At 72.3% G+C, this 17,811-nt stretch carries 14 protein-coding genes; 7 read left to right on the top strand and 7 right to left on the bottom strand.

All coding sequences use genetic code 11. The features are described from left to right. Window positions 1-19: 19 nt before the first annotated feature. The 4 genes from OG542_RS30005 to rsmH form a co-directional block, all read right to left on the bottom strand. A complete protein-coding gene (locus OG542_RS30005; protein WP_328414855.1) occupies window positions 20-1,597 on the bottom strand; it encodes a UDP-N-acetylmuramoyl-L-alanyl-D-glutamate--2,6-diaminopimelate ligase in 1,578 nt (525 codons plus the stop codon). Window positions 1,598-1,783: 186 nt separating this feature from the next. Further along, on the bottom strand, window positions 1,784-3,742 hold the full coding sequence (locus tag OG542_RS30000; protein ID WP_328414853.1) for a peptidoglycan D,D-transpeptidase FtsI family protein: 1,959 nt from the start codon (window positions 3,740-3,742) through the stop codon (window positions 1,784-1,786). A 319-nt stretch (window positions 3,743-4,061) separates the two neighbouring features. Then, window positions 4,062-4,511, bottom strand: coding sequence for a septum formation initiator family protein (locus OG542_RS29995; protein WP_261681870.1), 450 nt, complete (start codon window positions 4,509-4,511; stop codon window positions 4,062-4,064). A 46-nt stretch (window positions 4,512-4,557) separates the two neighbouring features. Continuing rightward, window positions 4,558-5,514, bottom strand: coding sequence for a 16S rRNA (cytosine(1402)-N(4))-methyltransferase RsmH (gene rsmH / locus OG542_RS29990; RefSeq protein WP_328414850.1), 957 nt, complete (start codon window positions 5,512-5,514; stop codon window positions 4,558-4,560). Window positions 5,515-5,823: 309 nt separating this feature from the next. Between rsmH and OG542_RS29985 the strand changes: the two genes are divergently transcribed. From OG542_RS29985 to OG542_RS29970, 4 genes are all read left to right on the top strand, one after another. Continuing rightward, window positions 5,824-6,438 carry a beta-class carbonic anhydrase gene (locus OG542_RS29985; protein ID WP_328414848.1) on the top strand — a complete coding sequence of 205 codons (615 nt, stop codon included), beginning with the start codon at window positions 5,824-5,826 and terminating at the stop codon, window positions 6,436-6,438. 291 nt (window positions 6,439-6,729) lie between these two features. Further along, a complete protein-coding gene (locus OG542_RS29980; RefSeq protein ID WP_328414846.1) occupies window positions 6,730-7,770 on the top strand; it encodes an AAA family ATPase in 1,041 nt (346 codons plus the stop codon). Beyond that, on the top strand, window positions 7,770-9,131 hold the full coding sequence (locus OG542_RS29975; protein WP_328414844.1) for a DUF58 domain-containing protein: 1,362 nt from the start codon (window positions 7,770-7,772) through the stop codon (window positions 9,129-9,131). Before OG542_RS29980 ends, OG542_RS29975 begins: the two co-directional genes overlap by 1 nt. Further along, on the top strand, window positions 9,131-11,527 hold the full coding sequence (locus tag OG542_RS29970) for a transglutaminase TgpA family protein (protein WP_328414842.1): 2,397 nt from the start codon (window positions 9,131-9,133) through the stop codon (window positions 11,525-11,527). The genes OG542_RS29975 and OG542_RS29970 overlap by 1 nt, the downstream gene beginning before the upstream one ends. A 112-nt stretch (window positions 11,528-11,639) precedes the next feature. Here OG542_RS29970 and OG542_RS29965 read toward each other — a convergent pair whose 3' ends face one another. From OG542_RS29965 to OG542_RS29955, 3 genes are all read right to left on the bottom strand, one after another. Further along, window positions 11,640-12,041, bottom strand: coding sequence for a DUF3040 domain-containing protein (locus OG542_RS29965; protein ID WP_189729100.1), 402 nt, complete (start codon window positions 12,039-12,041; stop codon window positions 11,640-11,642). Between the two features lie 280 nt (window positions 12,042-12,321). Next, entirely contained in the window at window positions 12,322-13,185 is an 864-nt protein-coding gene (locus OG542_RS29960; RefSeq protein WP_328414840.1) for a methyltransferase, read from the bottom strand. Window positions 13,186-13,382: 197 nt separating this feature from the next. Beyond that, the gene (locus OG542_RS29955) at window positions 13,383-13,946 is read right to left on the bottom strand and encodes an SAV_6107 family HEPN domain-containing protein (protein ID WP_311125210.1); all 564 of its coding nucleotides are present in this window, start codon (window positions 13,944-13,946) and stop codon (window positions 13,383-13,385) included. 179 nt (window positions 13,947-14,125) lie between these two features. Here OG542_RS29955 and OG542_RS29950 point away from each other — a divergent pair, with 179 nt between their 5' ends. The 3 genes from OG542_RS29950 to OG542_RS29940 are packed head-to-tail and all read left to right on the top strand — an operon-like array spanning window position 14,126 to window position 17,629. Next, window positions 14,126-14,896, top strand: a complete 771-nt coding sequence (locus OG542_RS29950; protein ID WP_328414837.1) for an ATP-binding cassette domain-containing protein — start codon at window positions 14,126-14,128, stop codon at window positions 14,894-14,896. Further along, on the top strand, window positions 14,868-16,952 hold the full coding sequence (locus OG542_RS29945) for a YhgE/Pip domain-containing protein (protein WP_328414835.1): 2,085 nt from the start codon (window positions 14,868-14,870) through the stop codon (window positions 16,950-16,952). Before OG542_RS29950 ends, OG542_RS29945 begins: the two co-directional genes overlap by 29 nt. A gap of 47 nt (window positions 16,953-16,999) precedes the next feature. Continuing rightward, on the top strand, window positions 17,000-17,629 hold the full coding sequence (locus tag OG542_RS29940) for a TetR/AcrR family transcriptional regulator (RefSeq protein ID WP_311125213.1): 630 nt from the start codon (window positions 17,000-17,002) through the stop codon (window positions 17,627-17,629). Window positions 17,630-17,811: the final 182 nt, after the last annotated feature.

Here is a 17,811-nt window from a genome sequence, read left to right as displayed (position 1 = left end):
CCCTGGATCATGCGGGATTTCATCCCTGGGTCTTCTGAATGGCTTCGCGAAGCACCTGGCGGTCGTCGAAGGGACGGACCACCCCGGCGATGTCCTGGCCCTGCTCGTGGCCCTTGCCCGCGACCAGCACGGTGTCTCCGGGCTCGGCACGGGCGACGGCGGCGGCGATCGCGGCGGCCCGGTCCTCGAAGACCTGCACCTCGCCGCGCTCGTGCGCGGGCACGGAGGCCGCGCCCTGGAGCATCGTGGCGAGGATCGCGAGGGGGTCCTCGCCGCGGGGGTTGTCGGAGGTCAATGTGGCGGTGTCGGCGAGCCGGGCCGCCGCGGCCCCCATCGGCTCGCGCTTGGTCTTGTCGCGGTCGCCGCCGCAGCCGAGGACGATGTGCACCTTGCCCTCGGTGACCTTGCGCAGGGCGCGCAGCACGGACTCGACGGCGTCGGTCTTGTGGGCGTAGTCGACGACCGCGAGGTAGGGCTGTCCGGCGTCCACGCGCTCCAGGCGGCCCGGCACGCCGGGTACGGCGGCGACACCGTCGGCGGCGGCCTGCGGGTCGAGGCCGGCGGCGGCGAGGGCGACGATCGCGGCGAGGGTGTTGGCCACGTTGAAGGGGCCCGGCAGCGGTGACTTGGCGCTGATCCGCTCGCCCTTGGGCCCGATGACGGTGAACGTCGAGTCGAGCTGGCCGACCTCGACGTCCTCGGCGCGCCAGTCGGCGTCGGGGTGGCCCTCCGCGGAGTAGGTGACGACCGGGACGGTGGCTTCCTTCGCCAGCCTGCGGCCGTACTCGTCGTCGACGTTGACCACGCCGAGTTTGCCGCGTTTCGGCGTGAAGAGCTGCGCCTTGGCCTGGAAGTAGTCCTCCATGCCGGAGTGGAACTCCATGTGCTCCGGGCTGAGGTTGGTGAAGACGCCGATGTCGAAGACACAGCCGTCGACCCGGCCGAGGACCAGGGCGTGGCTGGAGACCTCCATGGCGACCGCGTCGACGCCGCGCTCGCGCATGACGGCGAACAGGGCCTGGAGGTCGGTGGCTTCGGGGGTGGTGCGCTCGGACTTGATGCGCTCGTCGCCGATGCGCATCTCGACCGTGCCGATCAGGCCCACCCGTCGCCCACCACCGCCCTCAACCGACGGCGCTACGCGCCGGCCCCCCTCGTCCGTGGACCTGACGGTCTTCAGGCCGCCCTCGACGAGGTAGGCGGTGGTGGTCTTGCCGGAGGTACCGGTGATCCCGATCTGGAGCAGGCCCCGGCCGGGGTGGCCGTAGATCGTGGCGGCCAGCTCGCCCATCCGCGCGCGGGGGTCGTCGACGACGAGGACCGGCAGCCCGGACTCCGCGGCGCGCTCCGCGCCGGTGGGGTCGGTCAGCACAGCGGCCGCGCCGAGGCCGGCGGCCTGCGTGACGAAGTCGGCGCCGTGCAGCCGGGCGCCCGGGAGAGCGGCGTAGAGGTCGCCGGGGCGCACGGCGCGTGAGTCGTGGGTGATGCCCGTGACCTCGGCGGCGCTCTCCGGCGCGGGGGCACCCAGCTGATCGGAGAGTTCCGCGAGGGGTGTGGCGGAGACCTGCACCGGCCTGGGCGGCCCGGGGTATGTCACGGGATGCCCCTTCTGGGTGGTTTGGGACTGATCAGCGTGTGGCACGGCGGTGAGCGTACCGGGCGTACCCGCCTCCGGGCGAAGTGAGGTGGCGGCAGCGCTCTGGTTCCCGGGGTCGGGGGTGATCGTTGTCACGGGGCGGTCCTGGTGGCTCGGTGGTGCTCGGTGCTGATCAGGGCTCGGGGTTCAGTTCTGGAAGGAGACGGGCAGCTTCGCCGCTTTGGCTCCGGTCGGCGGGACCTGGAGGGACTTCAGTGCGAACTCCATGACCTGCTTGTAGACGGGGCCGCAGATCTGGCCGCCGAAGTAGCTGCCCTGGGTGGCGTTCTGGATGGCGCAGTAGACGGTGACGCGGGGCTTGTCGGCGGGCGCGAAGCCGGCGAACGACGAGGTATAGCCGTGGTACTTGCCGGTGGCCGGATCCACGCGGTTGGCCGTGCCTGTTTTGCCCGCGACGCGGTAGCCGGGGATGCGCGCCTTGGTGCCGGTGCCCTCCTCGTCGTCCACGACGGACTCCAGCATCTGGGCGAGGGTCTTCGCCGTCTTGGCGCTGACGACCCGGGTCTTCTTCGGCTCGGGGGCCGGGGTGAAGCGGCCTTCGGGGCCCTTGGTGCCGCGGACGAGCGTGGGTTCGACGCGGACGCCGCCGTTGGCGATGGTCGAGTACACGGACGCCGCCTGCATGGCGTTGATGGAGACGCCCTGGCCGAAAGGAATCGTGTACTGCTGCGAGGTCGACCACTTGTCGGGCGGGGCGAGGATGCCCTTGGTCTCGCCGGGGAAGCCGAGGCCGGTGTAACTGCCGAGGCCGAATTTGCGCAGGTAGTCGTAGAGGACCTTGTTGGACTGGGCCTGGGTCTTGCCGAGCTGGCCGGTGGCGAGGATGGTGCCGATGTTGCTCGACTTGGCGAGGACGCCGTTGAGCGTCAGGTACCAGGTCGGGTGGTCGATGTCGTCCTTGAAGAGCCGGTCGCCGCGGTGCAGCCGGTTGGGCACGACGACGTGGGTCATCGGTGTGGCGGTGTTCTCCTGGAGGACCGCGGCCATCGACATGACCTTGGCGGTGGAGCCGGGCTCGAAGGCGTCCTGGACGGCCGCGTTGCCGAGCGCGGCCGAGTCGGCGTCGGACAGGTCGTTGGGGTCAAAGCCGGGTGAGTTGGCCATGGCCAGGATCTGGCCGGTGCGGGTGTCCTGGACGATGACGTAGCCGCGGTCGGCCGCGGACTCCTTCACCTGGTCGGTGATGGCCTTCTGGGCGGCCCACTGGATGTCGCGGTCGATGGTGAGCTCGACGTCGGTGCCGGGCACGGCGGGTGTCTCGGTGGAACCCACGGTGGGGACGAGCCGGCCGCCGGACTGGGCGTAGCGGATCTTGCCGTCCTTGCCGGCCAGCTGCTTGTCCAGCTGGAGTTCGATGCCGCCGCCGGGCTTGCCCTCGCCGTTGACCCAGCCCAGTATCCCGGCGGCGAGGTCGCCGTTGGGGTACACGCGCTTGCTGGTTCCGACGGAGAAGACGCCCGCGAGGACGTTGTGGGTGTTCTTCTCCGTCTCCGACTTCTTGGCCAGCGCGGACTTCAGGTCCTTGATCTGCTTCCAGACCTGCGGGGTCTGGCGGGAGGCCAGCTTCGTGTAGCGCAGGGACTTGTTCTTCGGCCGCAGCTTCTTGACCAGGGCCTCCTGGTCCTGGCCGAGGATCGGCGCGAGGAGCGCGGCGGCCTGCTCGGGCCCGTCACCGATCTTCAGGTGGTCCGGGGCGAACATCGTGGGGTCGGCCGTGATGTCGTAGGCGTCCTCACTGGTCGCCAGGGCCACACCGGACCGGTCGGTGATCTCGCCCCGGTCCGCGGCCAGCACCTGCCCGACGTACCGGTTCTGCTCGGCCTTGGCGGCGTAGGTGCTCGCGTCGACGGCCTGCACCTGGAACAGCCGTACGACGAAGGCGATCATCACCAGCGTCAGCGCGAGCCCGACCAGGCGCAGCCGGGGGCGGGGGCTGCCCAGCCGCAGGGGCCGGGACGCTCCCGGCCGGGCCTGGGACGGCCGCCGGGCCGGACGGGCACCGGGGCCGGGACGCCGCCGGGCATCGGGCCGAGCGGGCCTGGCGGGGCCGGGCACGCGGCGGCGCGGGGGTTCCCTGTCGGACACTTCCGTCACCTGCCGGGGGTCGGAGCGGTCTGGGGGCTGACGGACACGGTGGCGGGCGCACGGCCGGGCCGGCACCGGGCCTGGGGGACGGCCGCCGGGCCGGACGGGCCCCGGGGCCGGGACGCCGCCTGGGGGCCGGCGGCGCACAGCGGCGACCGCCTGACGGACACCCGAGCCGCCCGGCCGAGGACCCGAGCCGCCGCGAGCCCGCGAGCGGAAGCCTCGCCGAGGGCCGGACGAACACCAAGATCACGGAGGCAGCCGGGCCCGGCGGGGCCCGGTACCCGGCGGCGCGGGGGTTCCCTGTCGGACACTTCCGTCACCTGCCGGGGGTCGGAGCGGGGCCGTTGGGCATGGCCTCGGGGGCGAGGACCAAGGGGATGTGCGCGGCGCTCTGCCAGGCGCCGGGGGCGGCGCTGGGGACGCCCTTGACGGTGCCGTCGCGGTCGAGGAAGGCGGGGTCGCCGCCGGGCACCATGCCGAGCTCGCGGGCGCGGCGCTGAAGGGCCTCCGGGGCGGAGTAGGCGTCGATGTCCCGCTGGAGGGCCTGTTCCTCGTCGGTGAGGCTCTTGGTCTCGCGCTGGAGGTCGTCGAGCTTGAACGCGCCTTCGCTGAGGGCCGAGTTCAGCACCAGGAGGCCGATGAGACCGCCGCCGAGGAGGAGGACCACGAGGAGCACGAACGGCATGCGGGCCGCCCGCGCGGTGCCGGCCGGGAAGAGCCGCGCGAGACGTGCCGCCCTCCCCTTCAGTTCGGGTTTACTGCTCACGCACGCTCCCTCGGGTCCGGAACCCCAGGCCGCCCCTGCACGTGGCTCACTCGACGTCCTCTCTGATGCGCTGCGCCCCGCGCAGCCGCGCCGGTGCCGCCCGCCGGTTCTCGGCGATCTCCTCTTCCGTGGGGAGTTCGGCACCGCGCGTGAGCAGCTTGAGCCGCGGCTGGTAACGCTCGGGCACGACGGGCAGTCCGGGCGGCGCGGTGGTGGCGGCGCCCGCCGCGAACACCTGCTTGACCAGCCGGTCCTCCAGCGAGTGGTACGACAGCACCGCGATCCGCCCGCCCACGCCGAGCGTCTTCACAGCGGCCGGGATCGCCCGCTCCAGGACGGCGAGCTCGCCGTTGACCTCGATGCGCAGGGCCTGGAACGTGCGCTTGGCCGGGTTGCCGCCGGTGCGCTTGGCGGCCTGTGGCAGGGCGTCCCGGATCAGCTCGACCAGCCGGGCGCTGTTGCTGAACGGCTCCTTCTCGCGCTCGCGCACGACCGCGGAGACGATCCGCTTGGCCTGCTTCTCCTCGCCGTACACGCGGAGGATTCGGACGAGTTCGCCCGGCGGGTAGGTGTTGAGGACCTCGGCGGCGCCGGCGCCAGTCGTCTGGTCCATCCGCATGTCGAGCGGCGCGTCCTGGGCGTAGGCGAAGCCGCGGTCGGCCTCGTCGAGCTGCATGGAGGAGACGCCGAGGTCGAACAGGACGCCCTGCACGCGCGCGATGCCGAGCTTGCGCAGCACCTCGGGCAGTTCGTCGTACACCGCGTGGACGAGGGTGGCGCGCTCTCCGTGGGGCGCGAGACGCTCGCCGGACAGGCGCAGCGCCTCCTTGTCGCGGTCGAGGGCGACGAGCCGGGCCTCGGGGAACCGCTCGAGGAGTGCCTCGCTGTGGCCGCCGAGGCCGAGGGTGCAGTCGACGACCACCGGCTCCGGGCCCTCCAGGGCGGGTGCCAGCAGGTCCAGGCACCGCTGGAGCATCACCGGGACGTGTCGACTAGAGCTCAAGGGGGCCTCTCAGATCCGGCGCGGGCCCACGCACCGCCGGGTCCCCGCCCGCTGCTGAAGGGGAGGCCTGCCGGCGCCGGAAGCGTCAGCCGACCGGGAGCGGGAGGAGGCCGAGCCGTACGTACGCGCCGCGCACGTGGGGAGATCGCCGGGCGTCGCCGGGTCTCCGGGGAAATCAGTCCAGCGGGGAGAGTCTCGCCTCCCGCTTCGCGTCACTTTAGTCCACCGTGTCTCCCGGTCAATCAACCGGCCTGCGCGTCGCGAGCGGCAGGCACACCACCCTTGTGGGTTACCTCACTCCAAGGCCCGATGGCGTTCTTTGTCCTCTCTCACAGCGGGCCCGGAACAGTCGTGACCAGTACCGTCATGGATATGACGACTTCTGCATCAGTTCCCCTGGGTTCGGAGAGCGCCATAGCCGGAAGCGGCACCGTCACGGACCGTATCGTCGACGCCAACACCAGGTACGCGGCCGACTTCGGCCACGCCGGGATGGACGCCAAGCCCGCCCTGCACGTGGCCGTCGTGGCCTGCATGGACGCCCGCCTCGACCCGCTCGCCACGCTCGGCCTCCAGCTCGGTGACTGCCACACGATCCGCAACGCCGGCGGCGTCGTCACCGACGACGTGATCCGCTCCCTCACGATCAGCCAGCGCAAGCTGGGGACGCGGAGCGTCGTCCTCGTCCACCACACCGGCTGCGGCATGGAGACCCTCACCGAGGACTTCCGGAGCGACCTCGAGGCCGAGGTCGGCCAGCGCCCGGCCTGGGCGGTGGAGTCCTTCCAGGACGTCGACCAGGACGTACGGCAGTCGATGCGGCGCGTGCGCACCTCGCCGTTCCTGCCCCACACCGACGACGTCCGCGGGTTCGTCTACGACGTCGGGACGGGCCTGCTGCGGGAGATCGACCCCGCCTCCTGACCTGGTCACCCGTCCCTGGTCACCACCCCGGAGCCGGCCCGCCGCAGCTGTCGAAAACCTGTCAGTCACGCGTTCGAAAGGTCGCAAGGCCGACATATCGCGGCCAGTTATCCACAGTCGAGTGACACGAATCGGTAACGGCAGCAAGAATGCGGGAGTGACGTCACGCTGAGCGTTTCACGCGTGGTGTCCGTGGTTCGGGGTGGGTCGGCGCGCGTCATGCGGCGTCGACCCGGGAAAATGGGGTATCCCGTGCTCCCTGGGAGCACGGGAAAGGCCGAGGAGGGCCGGGTGACGACCTATGACGATCGAGCGAGCCTCACTGATCTGACCGCCGTGGTGGAGCGGGTGCGGGAGTCGGTGGAAGGCGTGATCGAGGGCAAGCCCGAGGTCGTACGGCTCTCGCTGACCGTACTGCTGGCCGAGGGACATCTGCTGATCGAGGACGTCCCGGGCGTCGGCAAGACGATGCTCGCCAAGGCACTGGCGCGGTCCATCGACTGCTCGGTGCGGCGTATCCAGTTCACGCCCGACCTGCTGCCGTCGGACATCACCGGTGTGTCCATCTGGGACCAGCAGCGCCGTGACTTCGAGTTCAAGCCGGGCGCGATCTTCGCGCAGGTCGTGATCGGCGACGAGATCAACCGCGCCTCGCCCAAGACGCAGTCCGCGCTCCTGGAGTCGATGGAGGAGCGCCAGGTCACCATCGACGGCAGCAGCTACGAACTGCCCAGCCCCTTCATGGTGGTGGCGACGCAGAACCCGGTCGAGATGGAGGGCACCTACCCGCTGCCGGAGGCCCAGCGCGACCGTTTCATGGCCCGGGTCTCGGTCGGCTACCCGAGCGCGGAGGCCGAGTTGCAGATGCTGGACGTGCACGGCGGCGTCTCGCCGCTGGAGGACCTCCAGCCCGTGGCCCACGCGCACGAGATCCTCAAGCTGATCGAGGCGGTGCGCGGCGTGCACGTCGCCGACCCGGTCCGGCGCTACGTGGTGGACCTGGTCGGCGCCACGCGCACGCACCCCGACCTCAGACTGGGCGCCTCCCCGCGCGCGACGCTGCATCTGCTGCGCGCGGCGAAGGCGTCAGCGGCCCTCAGCGGCCGGGAGTACGCGCTGCCGGACGATGTGCAGGCCCTGGCCGTCGCCGTCCTGGCCCACCGCCTGCTGCCCACCGCCCAGGCTCAGCTCAACCGCCGCACCTCCGAGCAGGTCGTCGAGGAGATCCTGCAGCGCACGCCGGTTCCGGCGGCGCCGCATCCGCAGAGCGGCTTCGGCGGCTTGGACCGCGGTGTGCCGGCGTATCCCCAGCAGCCGCCGCGGAGGCTGTGATGACCACCGCGGGGACGGGGCACACGGAGGCCGACCGGGACGAGAAGGGCGGCATCCGCACCGCCCTGGCCGGTCTGACCACCCGCGGACGCTCCTTCCTGGCCGCCGGCGTCGCGGCCGCCGTCTGCTCGTACGTGCTCGGGCAGAGCGACCTGCTGCGCGTGGGTCTGCTGCTGGCGGTGCTGCCGCTGGTGTGCGCGACGGTCCTGTACCGCACGCGCTACCGGGTCGCCGGCAGCCGCCGGCTCTCCCCCGCGCGTGTGCCCGCCGGCAGCGAGGCCCGGGTCCACCTGCGGATGGACAACGTCTCGCGGCTGCCCACGGGCCTGCTGATGCTCCAGGACCGGGTGCCGTACGTGCTCGGCCCCCGGCCGCGCTTCGTGCTGGACCGGGTGGAGGCGGGCGGCCGGCGCGAGGTGTCCTACCGGGTGCGCTCCGACCTGCGCGGCCGCTACCCGCTGGGCCCGCTCCAGCTGCGCCTGACCGACCCGTTCGGCATGTGCGAGCTGACCCGGTCCTTCTCGACGTACGACAACCTGACGGTGATCCCGCGCGTGGAGCCGCTGGCTCCCGTGCGCTTCAGCGGCGAGGCGAAGGGGTACGGCGACGGGCGGCAGCGTTCGCTCGCGCTGGCCGGCGAGGACGACGTGATCCCGCGAGGGTACCGCTACGGCGACGATCTGCGCCGGGTGCACTGGCGCTCCACGGCCCGCTACGGCGAGTTGATGGTGCGCCGCGAGGAGCAGCCGCAGCGCGCCCGTTGCACGGTGCTGCTCGACACCCGGGGCATCGCCTTCCAGGGCGCGGGCCCGGACGCGGCCTTCGAGTGGGCCGTGGCGGGCGCCGCGTCCGTGCTGGTGCACATGCTCGAACGCGGCTTCTCGGTACGGCTGTTGACCGACACCGGCAGCGCGGTGCCCGGCGAGGGCGGCGACGGCTTCGCGGGCGCGAGCCAGGGGTCGGCGGACGCGGCCGGGCTGATGATGGACACCCTCGCGGTGATCGACCACTCCGACGGCGCGGGCCTGTCCCTGGCCTACGACGTGCTGCGCGGCGGGAACGAGGGGCTGCTGGTGGCCTTCCTCGGCGATCTGGACGAGGAGCAGGCGGCCGTGGTGGCCAGGATGCGGCAGCGCGGCGGAGGTGCGGTCGCGTTCGTGCTGGACAGCGAGACCTGGATGCGGGAACCGAGTGAGGTGCCCGGTCCGTTGGACGGGAGCGAGGAGCGGCTGCGCATGCTGCGCGAGGCGGGCTGGACGACTCTGCGCGTGCCGCGGGGGGCCTCCCTGGACGACCTGTGGCGACAGGCGGACCGGGAGCGCAGGGGCGTGGCCGTGGCCGGCGGCGGGGAGGGGCCGTGATGAGCGGGCGGATACGACTGACGCTGGGCGCGTGGGCGGCCACGCTGATGGCCGCGTGCGCCCTGCTGCCCCTCGTCAAACCGGCCACGTGGATCGTGCAGGCGGCCTTCCTGCTGGGCGTGCAGGCGGGCGTGGGTGCCGCGGCTCGCAGGGTGCCGCTGGCCCGGCCGCTCACGGTCGCGGCGCAGGCCGTGGTCACGGTGTTTCTGCTGACGTTCGTGTTCGTTCGTGAACAGGCCCTCGCCGGTCTGGTCCCGGGGCCGGAGGCCCTCGAACGCTTCGCGGTCCTGCTCCGGCAGGGCGGGGACGACGTCGCGCGGTACGCGATCCCGGCCCCTCTGGAGTCCGACGGCATACGGCTGATGCTCATCGGCGGGGTCCTGGTCATCGGGCTGCTGGTGGACACCCTCGCGGTGACCTTCCGCAGCGCCGCACCGGCCGGGCTGCCGCTGCTCGCGCTGTACTCCGTGGCCGCGGGGCTGTCCGACGGGGGCACGGACTGGCTGTGGTTCCTGGTCGCGGCTGCCGGCTATCTGATGCTGCTCCTGGCCGAGGGGCGGGACCGCCTCTCGCAGTGGGGGCGGGTCTTCGGCGGGGCCTCCTCGCGCACGGCCGGAGGGGAGCAGAGCGGCGCGGTCGCCCCGGTCCGCACCGGCCGTCGGATCGGCGTGGTCGCGCTGGGCATCGCCCTGGTGGTTCCGATCGGCCTGCCCGCGATGAACGGCGGCCTGCTGGACTCGGTGGGCGCGGGCGCCGGGGGCGGCGCGGGCGGCGGGGGCACGATCTCCGCCGTGAACCCGCTGGTGTCGCTGCGGGACAGCCTGAACGCGGACGAGGACCAGCAGGTCCTGTCCGTGAAGACCAAGATGCCGGACGTCTCGGACCTGTATCTGCGGATCGTGTCCCTGGACGACTTCGACGGCACCACCTGGAAGCCGTCCCGCCGGTCCATCACCGCCCTCCCCGACGGCACGTTCCCGACGCCGGTCGGCCTCGGCCCGGACGTGAAGCGCACGGAGGTCGACACCACGATCTCCGCGGCCGACTGGTACGCCCAGGACTGGCTGCCGATGCCGTATCCGCCGAGCGGGGTGAACATCCGGGGCAACTGGCGTTACGAGCCCCTTGGCATGACGCTGGTCGGCGATCACGGCCAGAACACCCGAGGCCTGACGTACCAAGTCAAGAGCCTGGACGTGCAGCCGACGGCGGAGCAGCTGGCCTCGGCGCCACGGCCGCCGACGTCCATCGAGCGCGATTTCACCAAGCTGCCCGATTCGCTGCCCTCGGTGGTGGCGAGCACGGCCCGCAAGGTCACCGAGGGCGCGGCCGACCCGTACGACCAGGCGGTCAAGCTCCAGGACTGGTTCGCCGTGACCGGCGGCTTCGAGTACGACACCCAGGTGCAGGTCGGCAGCGGCTCGCAGGCGATCGCCCGCTTCCTGAAGGACAAGCAGGGCTTCTGCGTCCACTTCTCCTTCGCGATGGCGGCGATGGCCCGCTCCCTGGACATACCGGCCCGGGTCGCCGTGGGCTTCGCACCCGGTTCCCCGCAGGCGGACGGCTCGGTGTCGGTGGGGCTTCGGGACGCGCACGCCTGGCCCGAGCTGTACTTCGAGGGCGTGGGCTGGACCCGCTTCGAGCCGACTCCGAACCGCGGCTCGATGCCGTCGTACACCCTGCCGGACGACCCGGGCAGCTCGGTGCCGGACGCGGCGCGCCCGACCGAGACCTCGTCCGCCGCGCCGTCCGCGACGCCCTCCGCCAGCGAGAGCTGCACACCGGAGCAGAAGAAGCTGGACGGCGGGTGCGCGAGCGAGTCCCCGCAGGCGGCGCTGCCCACGGACGACGGCGGCCCGAAGTGGTACGCGATCCTGGCCTGGGCCCTGGCGGGTCTCGCCGCCCTGGCACTCCCCCTGGCCCCGATGCTGTGGCGCCTGCGGACGCGCACGGTTCGGCTGGGGGCACATGGCCGCGGCGAGGCGGACGCGGCGCCGTACACGCTGGCCGTCTGGCAGGAGCTGACCGACACCGCGTGGGACTTCGGCATCACGCCGGACGAGTCACAGACCCCGCGCAAGGCGGCCGCCCGCATCGTCGGACTGGGCGGGCTCGATGGGCCGGCCGCGACCTCGGTGCACCGGGTGGCCAACGCGGTGGAACAAGTCCTGTACGCGCCCCAGCCCCGGCCGACGGCAGGCATCGCGGACGACGTCCGCCGTGCGGCAGCGGGTCTGAGCGCCGCGGTCGGCAGGGGTGCCAGGCTCCGCGCGGTCCTCGCCCCACGCTCCACGGTGCGCGTGGTCTGGGCGGCGTCGGCCTGGTGGTCCGGGGTGCGGGAACGCGTCCTGGCGATGCGGCCGACGTGGCGGAAGGCATCGGGGCAGCAGGGCTGAACCCGCTGAACCCATGGCATGCGTCAAGGGCATGCGTCAGGGGGTGACCACCTGGTCGGTGGTCACCCCCTGACTCACGTCTTCGCGTAGTCCCCGAGAGCTGCGCTCCGGGCTAGTGGCCGCCCTGTTCGTCGCGGCGCTTCTGCCAGCGCTGCTCGATGCGGTCCATCATGGAGCGCCGCTGCCGGCCGCCCTGGCGGCGGGCTTGCGGTCCGGCGGCGCCTGCCGCCTGTTCGCCCGGCTTGGGGGCCTTGCGCCAGCCGGTCACGGCGAGCACCGCACAGCCCAGCATGACGAGGAAGCCCACGACGCTGAGCCAGACCTGCTTGGCGACCATTCCGGCCATGAGGAGCGCAATACCTACGAGGAAGCCCGCGACCGCCTGGTAGACCCGTCGCCGGGTGTACGTACGCAGCCCGCTTCCCTCGAGCGCCGTCGCGAACTTGGGATCTTCGGCGTACAGCGCTCGCTCCATCTGCTCGAGCATGCGCTGCTCGTGCTCCGAGAGCGGCACGGAGTCCTCCTCATCGTGCAGTCGCCGGGGCGACCCGGGGGGTCTCTTCAGGATAGGCAGGGAATCGCCCCCGTGAAACCCGCCCCTCTGCGCCAACTGACCAACCGGAATCCGCCATGGACGGCCCTGGCTCGCTGAGGCTTCCATTCCCCGGCGGCCGACCCGTCATGCCGGAACGGTCTCCCTCGATCATACGGCGCCAAGCCCCCATTCGGGGGGCCTGTGGCGTACTCCATGCACAGTCAAGGCGCTGATCAGGGGTGGTACCCCACGAAGCGGCTCAGGCCTCGACTGCCCCACCGGTCTCGCCGGCCTCACTGGTCTCGGCGGCCCCGCCGGTCTCACCCAGCACATGCAGCTGCGTGGCCACCGAGTGGAAGGCCGACAGCTCGGCCGCGGCCTCCTCCAGCTTCAGCAGCGCTTCCAGGGCTCCGGGCTCGGTGTCCACGAGGACGCCGGGCACGAGGTCGGCGAAGACCCGCACGCCGTGCACGGCGCCGACCCGCAGGCCCGCGCCCTCGACGAGTCCGGTGAGCTGCTCGGCGGTGAAGCGGCGCGGCACGGGGTCACCCGTGCCCCATCGGCCGTTCGGGTCGTCGAGCGCCTGCTTGGCCTCCTTGAAGTGACCGGCGAGGGCGCGGGCGAGCACGGCACCCCCGAGACCGGCGGCGAGCAGGCTCAGGACGCCCTCCGGGCGCAGGGCTGCCACCGCGTTGCGGACGCCCTCGGCGGGGTCGTCCACGTACTCCAGGACGCCGTGGCACAGCACCGCGTCGTAGCCGCCGCGCTCGGCCACGTCGAAGAGGCCATGGGCGTCGCCCTGCACGCCCTTCACCCGGTCGGCGACGCCGGCCTCGGCGGCGCGGCGCTCCAGGGCGAACAGCGCGTTGGGGCTGGGGTCGACGACGGTGACCCGGTGGCCGAGGCGGGCTGCGGGCACCGCGAAGTTGCCGCTGCCGCCTCCGGTGTCGAGGACGTCCAGCGACTCCCGGCCCGTGGCCTTGACCCGGCGCTCCAGGGCCTCCTGGAGCACTTCCCAGACCACGGCGGTACGGAGTGAGGCGCGAGATCGAGAAGGGCCGGGGCGCAGCGATGTCGGTTCAGGGTGGTGGTGGGAGACGGGTGGGCGCATCGGGTCCGACACGGCAGTTGACTCCTCGGCGCGGCACCGCCTCTTGCGCGGCGGAGCGAAACGGGGTGCCTCCCCCGGCCCCGGCTGCGGGGAGGGAAGACTTCAGGCGTCTCCCACCCTATTGCCTCGGACGGGGCAGCCCGCATGAGCGGTCCCGGCATGGACTTGAGCCGGTGCCGGCCGGGCGGATCCGCAGCGCCGGTACCCGGTCAGCCGGCGTCCGGCATGCCCCTCCCCGCGCCGGGATCCTCCGGCCGGTCCTGGTCCGGGCGGGGCTGCGGGAGGACCGGCTGGAGGACCAGCATGCGCTCGACGAGGCGGAGGAACATCGACACGTCCCGTATCAGGTCGTCGGCGTCCCGGACGCTCGCCGCGCCCTGGATGCCCGCCTCGGCGCGGGCCCGGCGCCGGGCGCCGGCGGCGAACAGCGCGCTCCACTCGGTCAGTTCGGGTGCGATCTCGGGGAGCACTTCCCAGGCGCTCCGGATCTTGGTCCGGGCCCGGGTCGAGGTCTCGGGCCTCCCCCGGGCGGCGAGGACGGCGGCGGCGGTGCGGAGGGCGGCGAGATGGGCCGTCGCGTAGCGCTCGTTCGGTGTGTCCAGGGCGGTGGCCTCGTCGAGACCGGAGCGGGCCTGGGCGAGAAGGTCGAGGGCGGCGGGCGGGGCCGTGGCCCGGCGCAGCACGGGGTGTACGTCGCTCGCCGGGCCGGTCAGTGAGGGGGCAGGGCCGGTGGCGCGGCGCCGGCGGGCGGCTGCTGCGTGGTAGCTGGCCATGACGAACCTCCTGTCGTCGTGTGACGGCGGCTCCTCCCACGGAGTGCCGTATGTGACCCATCGTGAGGTATGGCACTGACAATCCGTTCCGACCTGCGGTTTTGCTTCGATCGTAGGTTCGGAGTAGTTTTTGCACTGACCAGTCAGTTCAAATTCATGCTCACATTCAGGGGAGCCCCGTGGGGGAACAAACGGGAGGGGTGCGGGTCGCCGCCGACGGCCTTGGGATCAAGGGGCCGCGCGGGTGGGCGTTCCGCGGGATGTCCGTCGACGCCGAGCCGGGATCACTCATCGCGGTCGAGGGCCCGTCCGGGTCCGGCCGTACGTGCCTGCTGCTCGCGCTGACGGGACGGATGAAGATCACGGAGGGCGCCGCGGCCGTCGGCGGCACCAGACTCCCCAAGCAGGTGTCGGCGGTGCGCCGCGTCAGCGCCCTGGCCCACGTGCCCGGGGTCACCGACCTCGACCCGGCTCTCACCGTCGGCGAGCACCTGCGCGAACGGGCCCTGCTCCAAAAGCGGTTCGGCGACTCCCTGCGCGGGCTGCTGCGGCCCCGCGGCGAGCGGGCGGCCGAGGCCCGGCTGCGGGTCGACACCGCGCTGGCCGCGGCCGGACTCGACCTGGAGGCGCTGCCCAAGGGTCCCCGTACGGCCGTACGCGATCTGGAGCGCCTGGAGGCGCTGCGGCTGTCGGTCGCCCTCGCCCTCGTCGCCCGGCCGCGGCTGCTCGGAGTCGACGACATCGACCTCAAGCTCTCGGACGGCGAGCGGGACGAGGTCTGGACCCTGCTCAGGTCCCTCGCCGACGCCGGGACGACGGTCGTGGCGGTGTGCACCGAGGCCCCCGAGGGCGCCGTCAAGGTGTCCACCCGGCAGAGCACCCATGAGGGCACCCATCAGAGCGAGGACAAGGAGAAGGCCGATGCGCTCGCCGAAACTGGCCGCGCTTGAGCTCCGCCGCTTCGGCCGGGGGAAGCTGCCGCGCGCCGCACTGGTCGCGCTGCTGGTGCTGCCGTTGCTGTACGGCGCGCTGTACCTGTGGTCGTTCTGGGACCCTTACGGCCGGCTGGACCGTATCCCCGTGGCGCTCGTGAACGCCGACAAGGGGGCGACCGCCGACGGGAAGAAGGTCACGGCGGGCGACGACATCACGGAGAGGCTGCGCGACAGCAAGACCTTCGACTGGCGCGAGGTGAGCGCCGCCGAGGCCCGCAGGGGCGTCGAGGACGGCACCTACTACCTGTCGCTCACCATGCCCGAGGAGTTCAGTGAGCGGATCGCCTCCAGCTCCGGGAAGTCCCCGGAGACCGGCGCCCTCCAGGTACGCACCAACGACGCGAACAACTACATCGTCGGGCAGATCTCCCGGACGGTGTTCAGCGAGGTGCGCCAGGCCGCGTCCACGAAGACGTCGCGGTCCTTCCTGGACAAGATCTTCGTGTCGTTCTCCGACATCCACGGCGAGACCGTGAAGGCCGCGAAGGGCGCCGACAAGCTCAAGGGCGGCATCGGCAAGGCCGAGAAGGGCTCCAAGGACCTCGCCGACGGCCTCAAGGACGCCAAGGACGGCAGCGGGAAGCTGTCCACGGGCCTGAAGAAGCTCAACAAGGGCGCGGGCGCCGTGGCGGACGGCACGAAGCGGGTCGCCGAAGGCACGCAGAGGCTCGCCGACAAGGTCAACACGAACGCCGGCAAGGTGGGCCCCTTCCTGAAGGGCAACGAGAAGACCATCGGCGACACGGCCCAGCTCGTCGCCGACTCCTCCGGCGCGATCCGCAAGCACCTGGACACCCTGGCGGAGCGGGCCCCGGCCGCCGCCAAGGGCGCCCGTACGGCGTCGGACACCCTGAACGGCGTCTACGCCAGGCGCTGCGACGACCCCGTGCTGCCCGACGCCGCCTGCGCCGACCTGAAGAAGGCCAAGGACGCGGCCGCCGACGTGGCCACCGTCGCCGACGACCTCGACAAGCTGATCGCGGACCAGAACGGCGACCTGACGAAGCTCGACAAGCACCTCGCCACCCTCCAGAAGCAGTCCCAGGCCCTCGCCGACCGCGCGCCGCACCTCTCCGAGGACCTCGACGACGCCGTCAAGAAGATCAACAAGCTGAACGACGGGGCGGCCGAGGTCGCCGCGGGTGCGAAGAAACTGCACAAGGGGATCGGCACGGCCAAGACCGGTGCCACCGACCTCGACAAGGGTGTCGGCGATCTGAAGACCGGCGCGGACGACCTCAACGGCGGCATGTACAAGCTCGTCGGCGGCTCCGGGAAGCTCGCCGGCGGACTGCACGACGGGGCCGAGCAGATCCCCGACTACGGCAAGCAGGACCGCGACCGGCGCACCGAGGTCATGGCCGACCCCGTACGGCTCGCCTCCCAGGACCTGCACAAGGCGCCCAACTACGGCACCGGCTTCGCCCCGTACTTCATCCCGCTGTCGCTGTGGGTGGGCGCGATGGTGGCGTACATGCTGATCGCTCCGATGAACCGGCGCGCACTCGCCGCGGGCGCCTCGGCGTGGCGGATCGCGCTGGCCGGCTGGCTGCCGGTGGTGGCGATCGGGGTGCTCCAGACGGTGGCCCTGATGTCGGTGCTGCACTGGGCGGTCGGCCTGGAGATGGCGCGGGCGGCCGGGACGGTGGGCTTCCTGTTCCTGGTGACGGCGTGCTTCGCGGCGATCGTGCAGTGGCTGAACGCGCGCTTCGGGGCGGCGGGCCGGATCCTCGTCCTCGCCCTGCTGATGCTCCAGCTCACGTCGGCGGGCGGCACGTACCCCGTGCAGACCAGCCCCGGCTTCTTCAACGCGCTCCACCCCTTCCTGCCGATGAGCTACGTCGTGGAGGCCCTCAGGAGGCTCATCACGGGCGGCGGCCTGGAACCCGTGTGGCACGCGTGCATGGTGCTGACGGCGTTCACCGCGGGCGCCCTCGCGCTGACCGCCGTGGCGGCCCGGCGCCGCCAGGTGTGGACGCTGGACCGGCTGCACCCGGAGCTGAGCCTGTGAGCCCTACCGTCACCCCTCCAGGAAAGGTTCCTGTGACAATCAGGGCCATGGAAAGCAGCAGTGCAACGTCGGGCGGCAGCACGCGCCGCGAGGCCACCCGGCAGAAGCTCTACGAGGCGGCCGTCACGCTCATCGCCGAGCAGGGCTTCTCCGCCACGACCGTGGACGAGATCGCCGAGCGTGCCGGAGTCGCGAAGGGCACGGTCTACTACAACTTCGCGAGCAAGTCCGTCCTGTTCGAGGAACTGCTGCGACACGGAGTGGGCCTCCTCACCGCCTCCCTCCGGGAAGCGGCCGAGCGGACCGCCCGGGAGGGCGGCACCAAGGTCGACGCCCTGGACGCGATGATCCGCGCGGGTCTGGTCTTCATCGACCGCTACCCGGCCTTCACCCAGTTGTACGTGGCCGAGCTGTGGCGCACCAACCGGACCTGGCAGTCCACGCTGATGGTGGTCAGGCAGCAGGCCGTCGCGGTCGTGGAGGACGCACTGCGCGAGGGCGTCGCGGGCGGCGAGTTCAGCGAGGAGATCGACGTCCCGCTGACCGCGTCCGCGCTGGTCGGCATGGTCCTGGTGGCCGCGCTCGACTGGAAGTCCTTCCAGCCGGAGCGCTCCCTGGACGATGTGCACGCGGCCCTGTCCCGGCTGCTCCAGGGGAGGGTGAGCGGCTGCCGCTGAGGGCGCACCCGGCGCAGACGTGAAGGCGCCGGTCCGCTGTGGCCGCGTCCCCCGCGGGCCACCTCGAACCGGCGCCTTCCCTGCTCCCCCGTTTTCCTGCTCCCCCGTGCGTCCCCGCAGGACCCCCGTTCGGTCGTCCCCCGGTTCTCCCCCGTGCCTCGCTCCCGCCGACGCGGTCGGCG

This window comes from Streptomyces violaceus (genome assembly GCF_036014075.1).
GTDB lineage: Bacteria > Actinomycetota > Actinomycetes > Streptomycetales > Streptomycetaceae > Streptomyces > Streptomyces violaceus.
The sequence above is the reverse complement of the archived record's forward strand: the minus strand, read 5'-3'. Positions and strand labels throughout refer to the sequence as shown.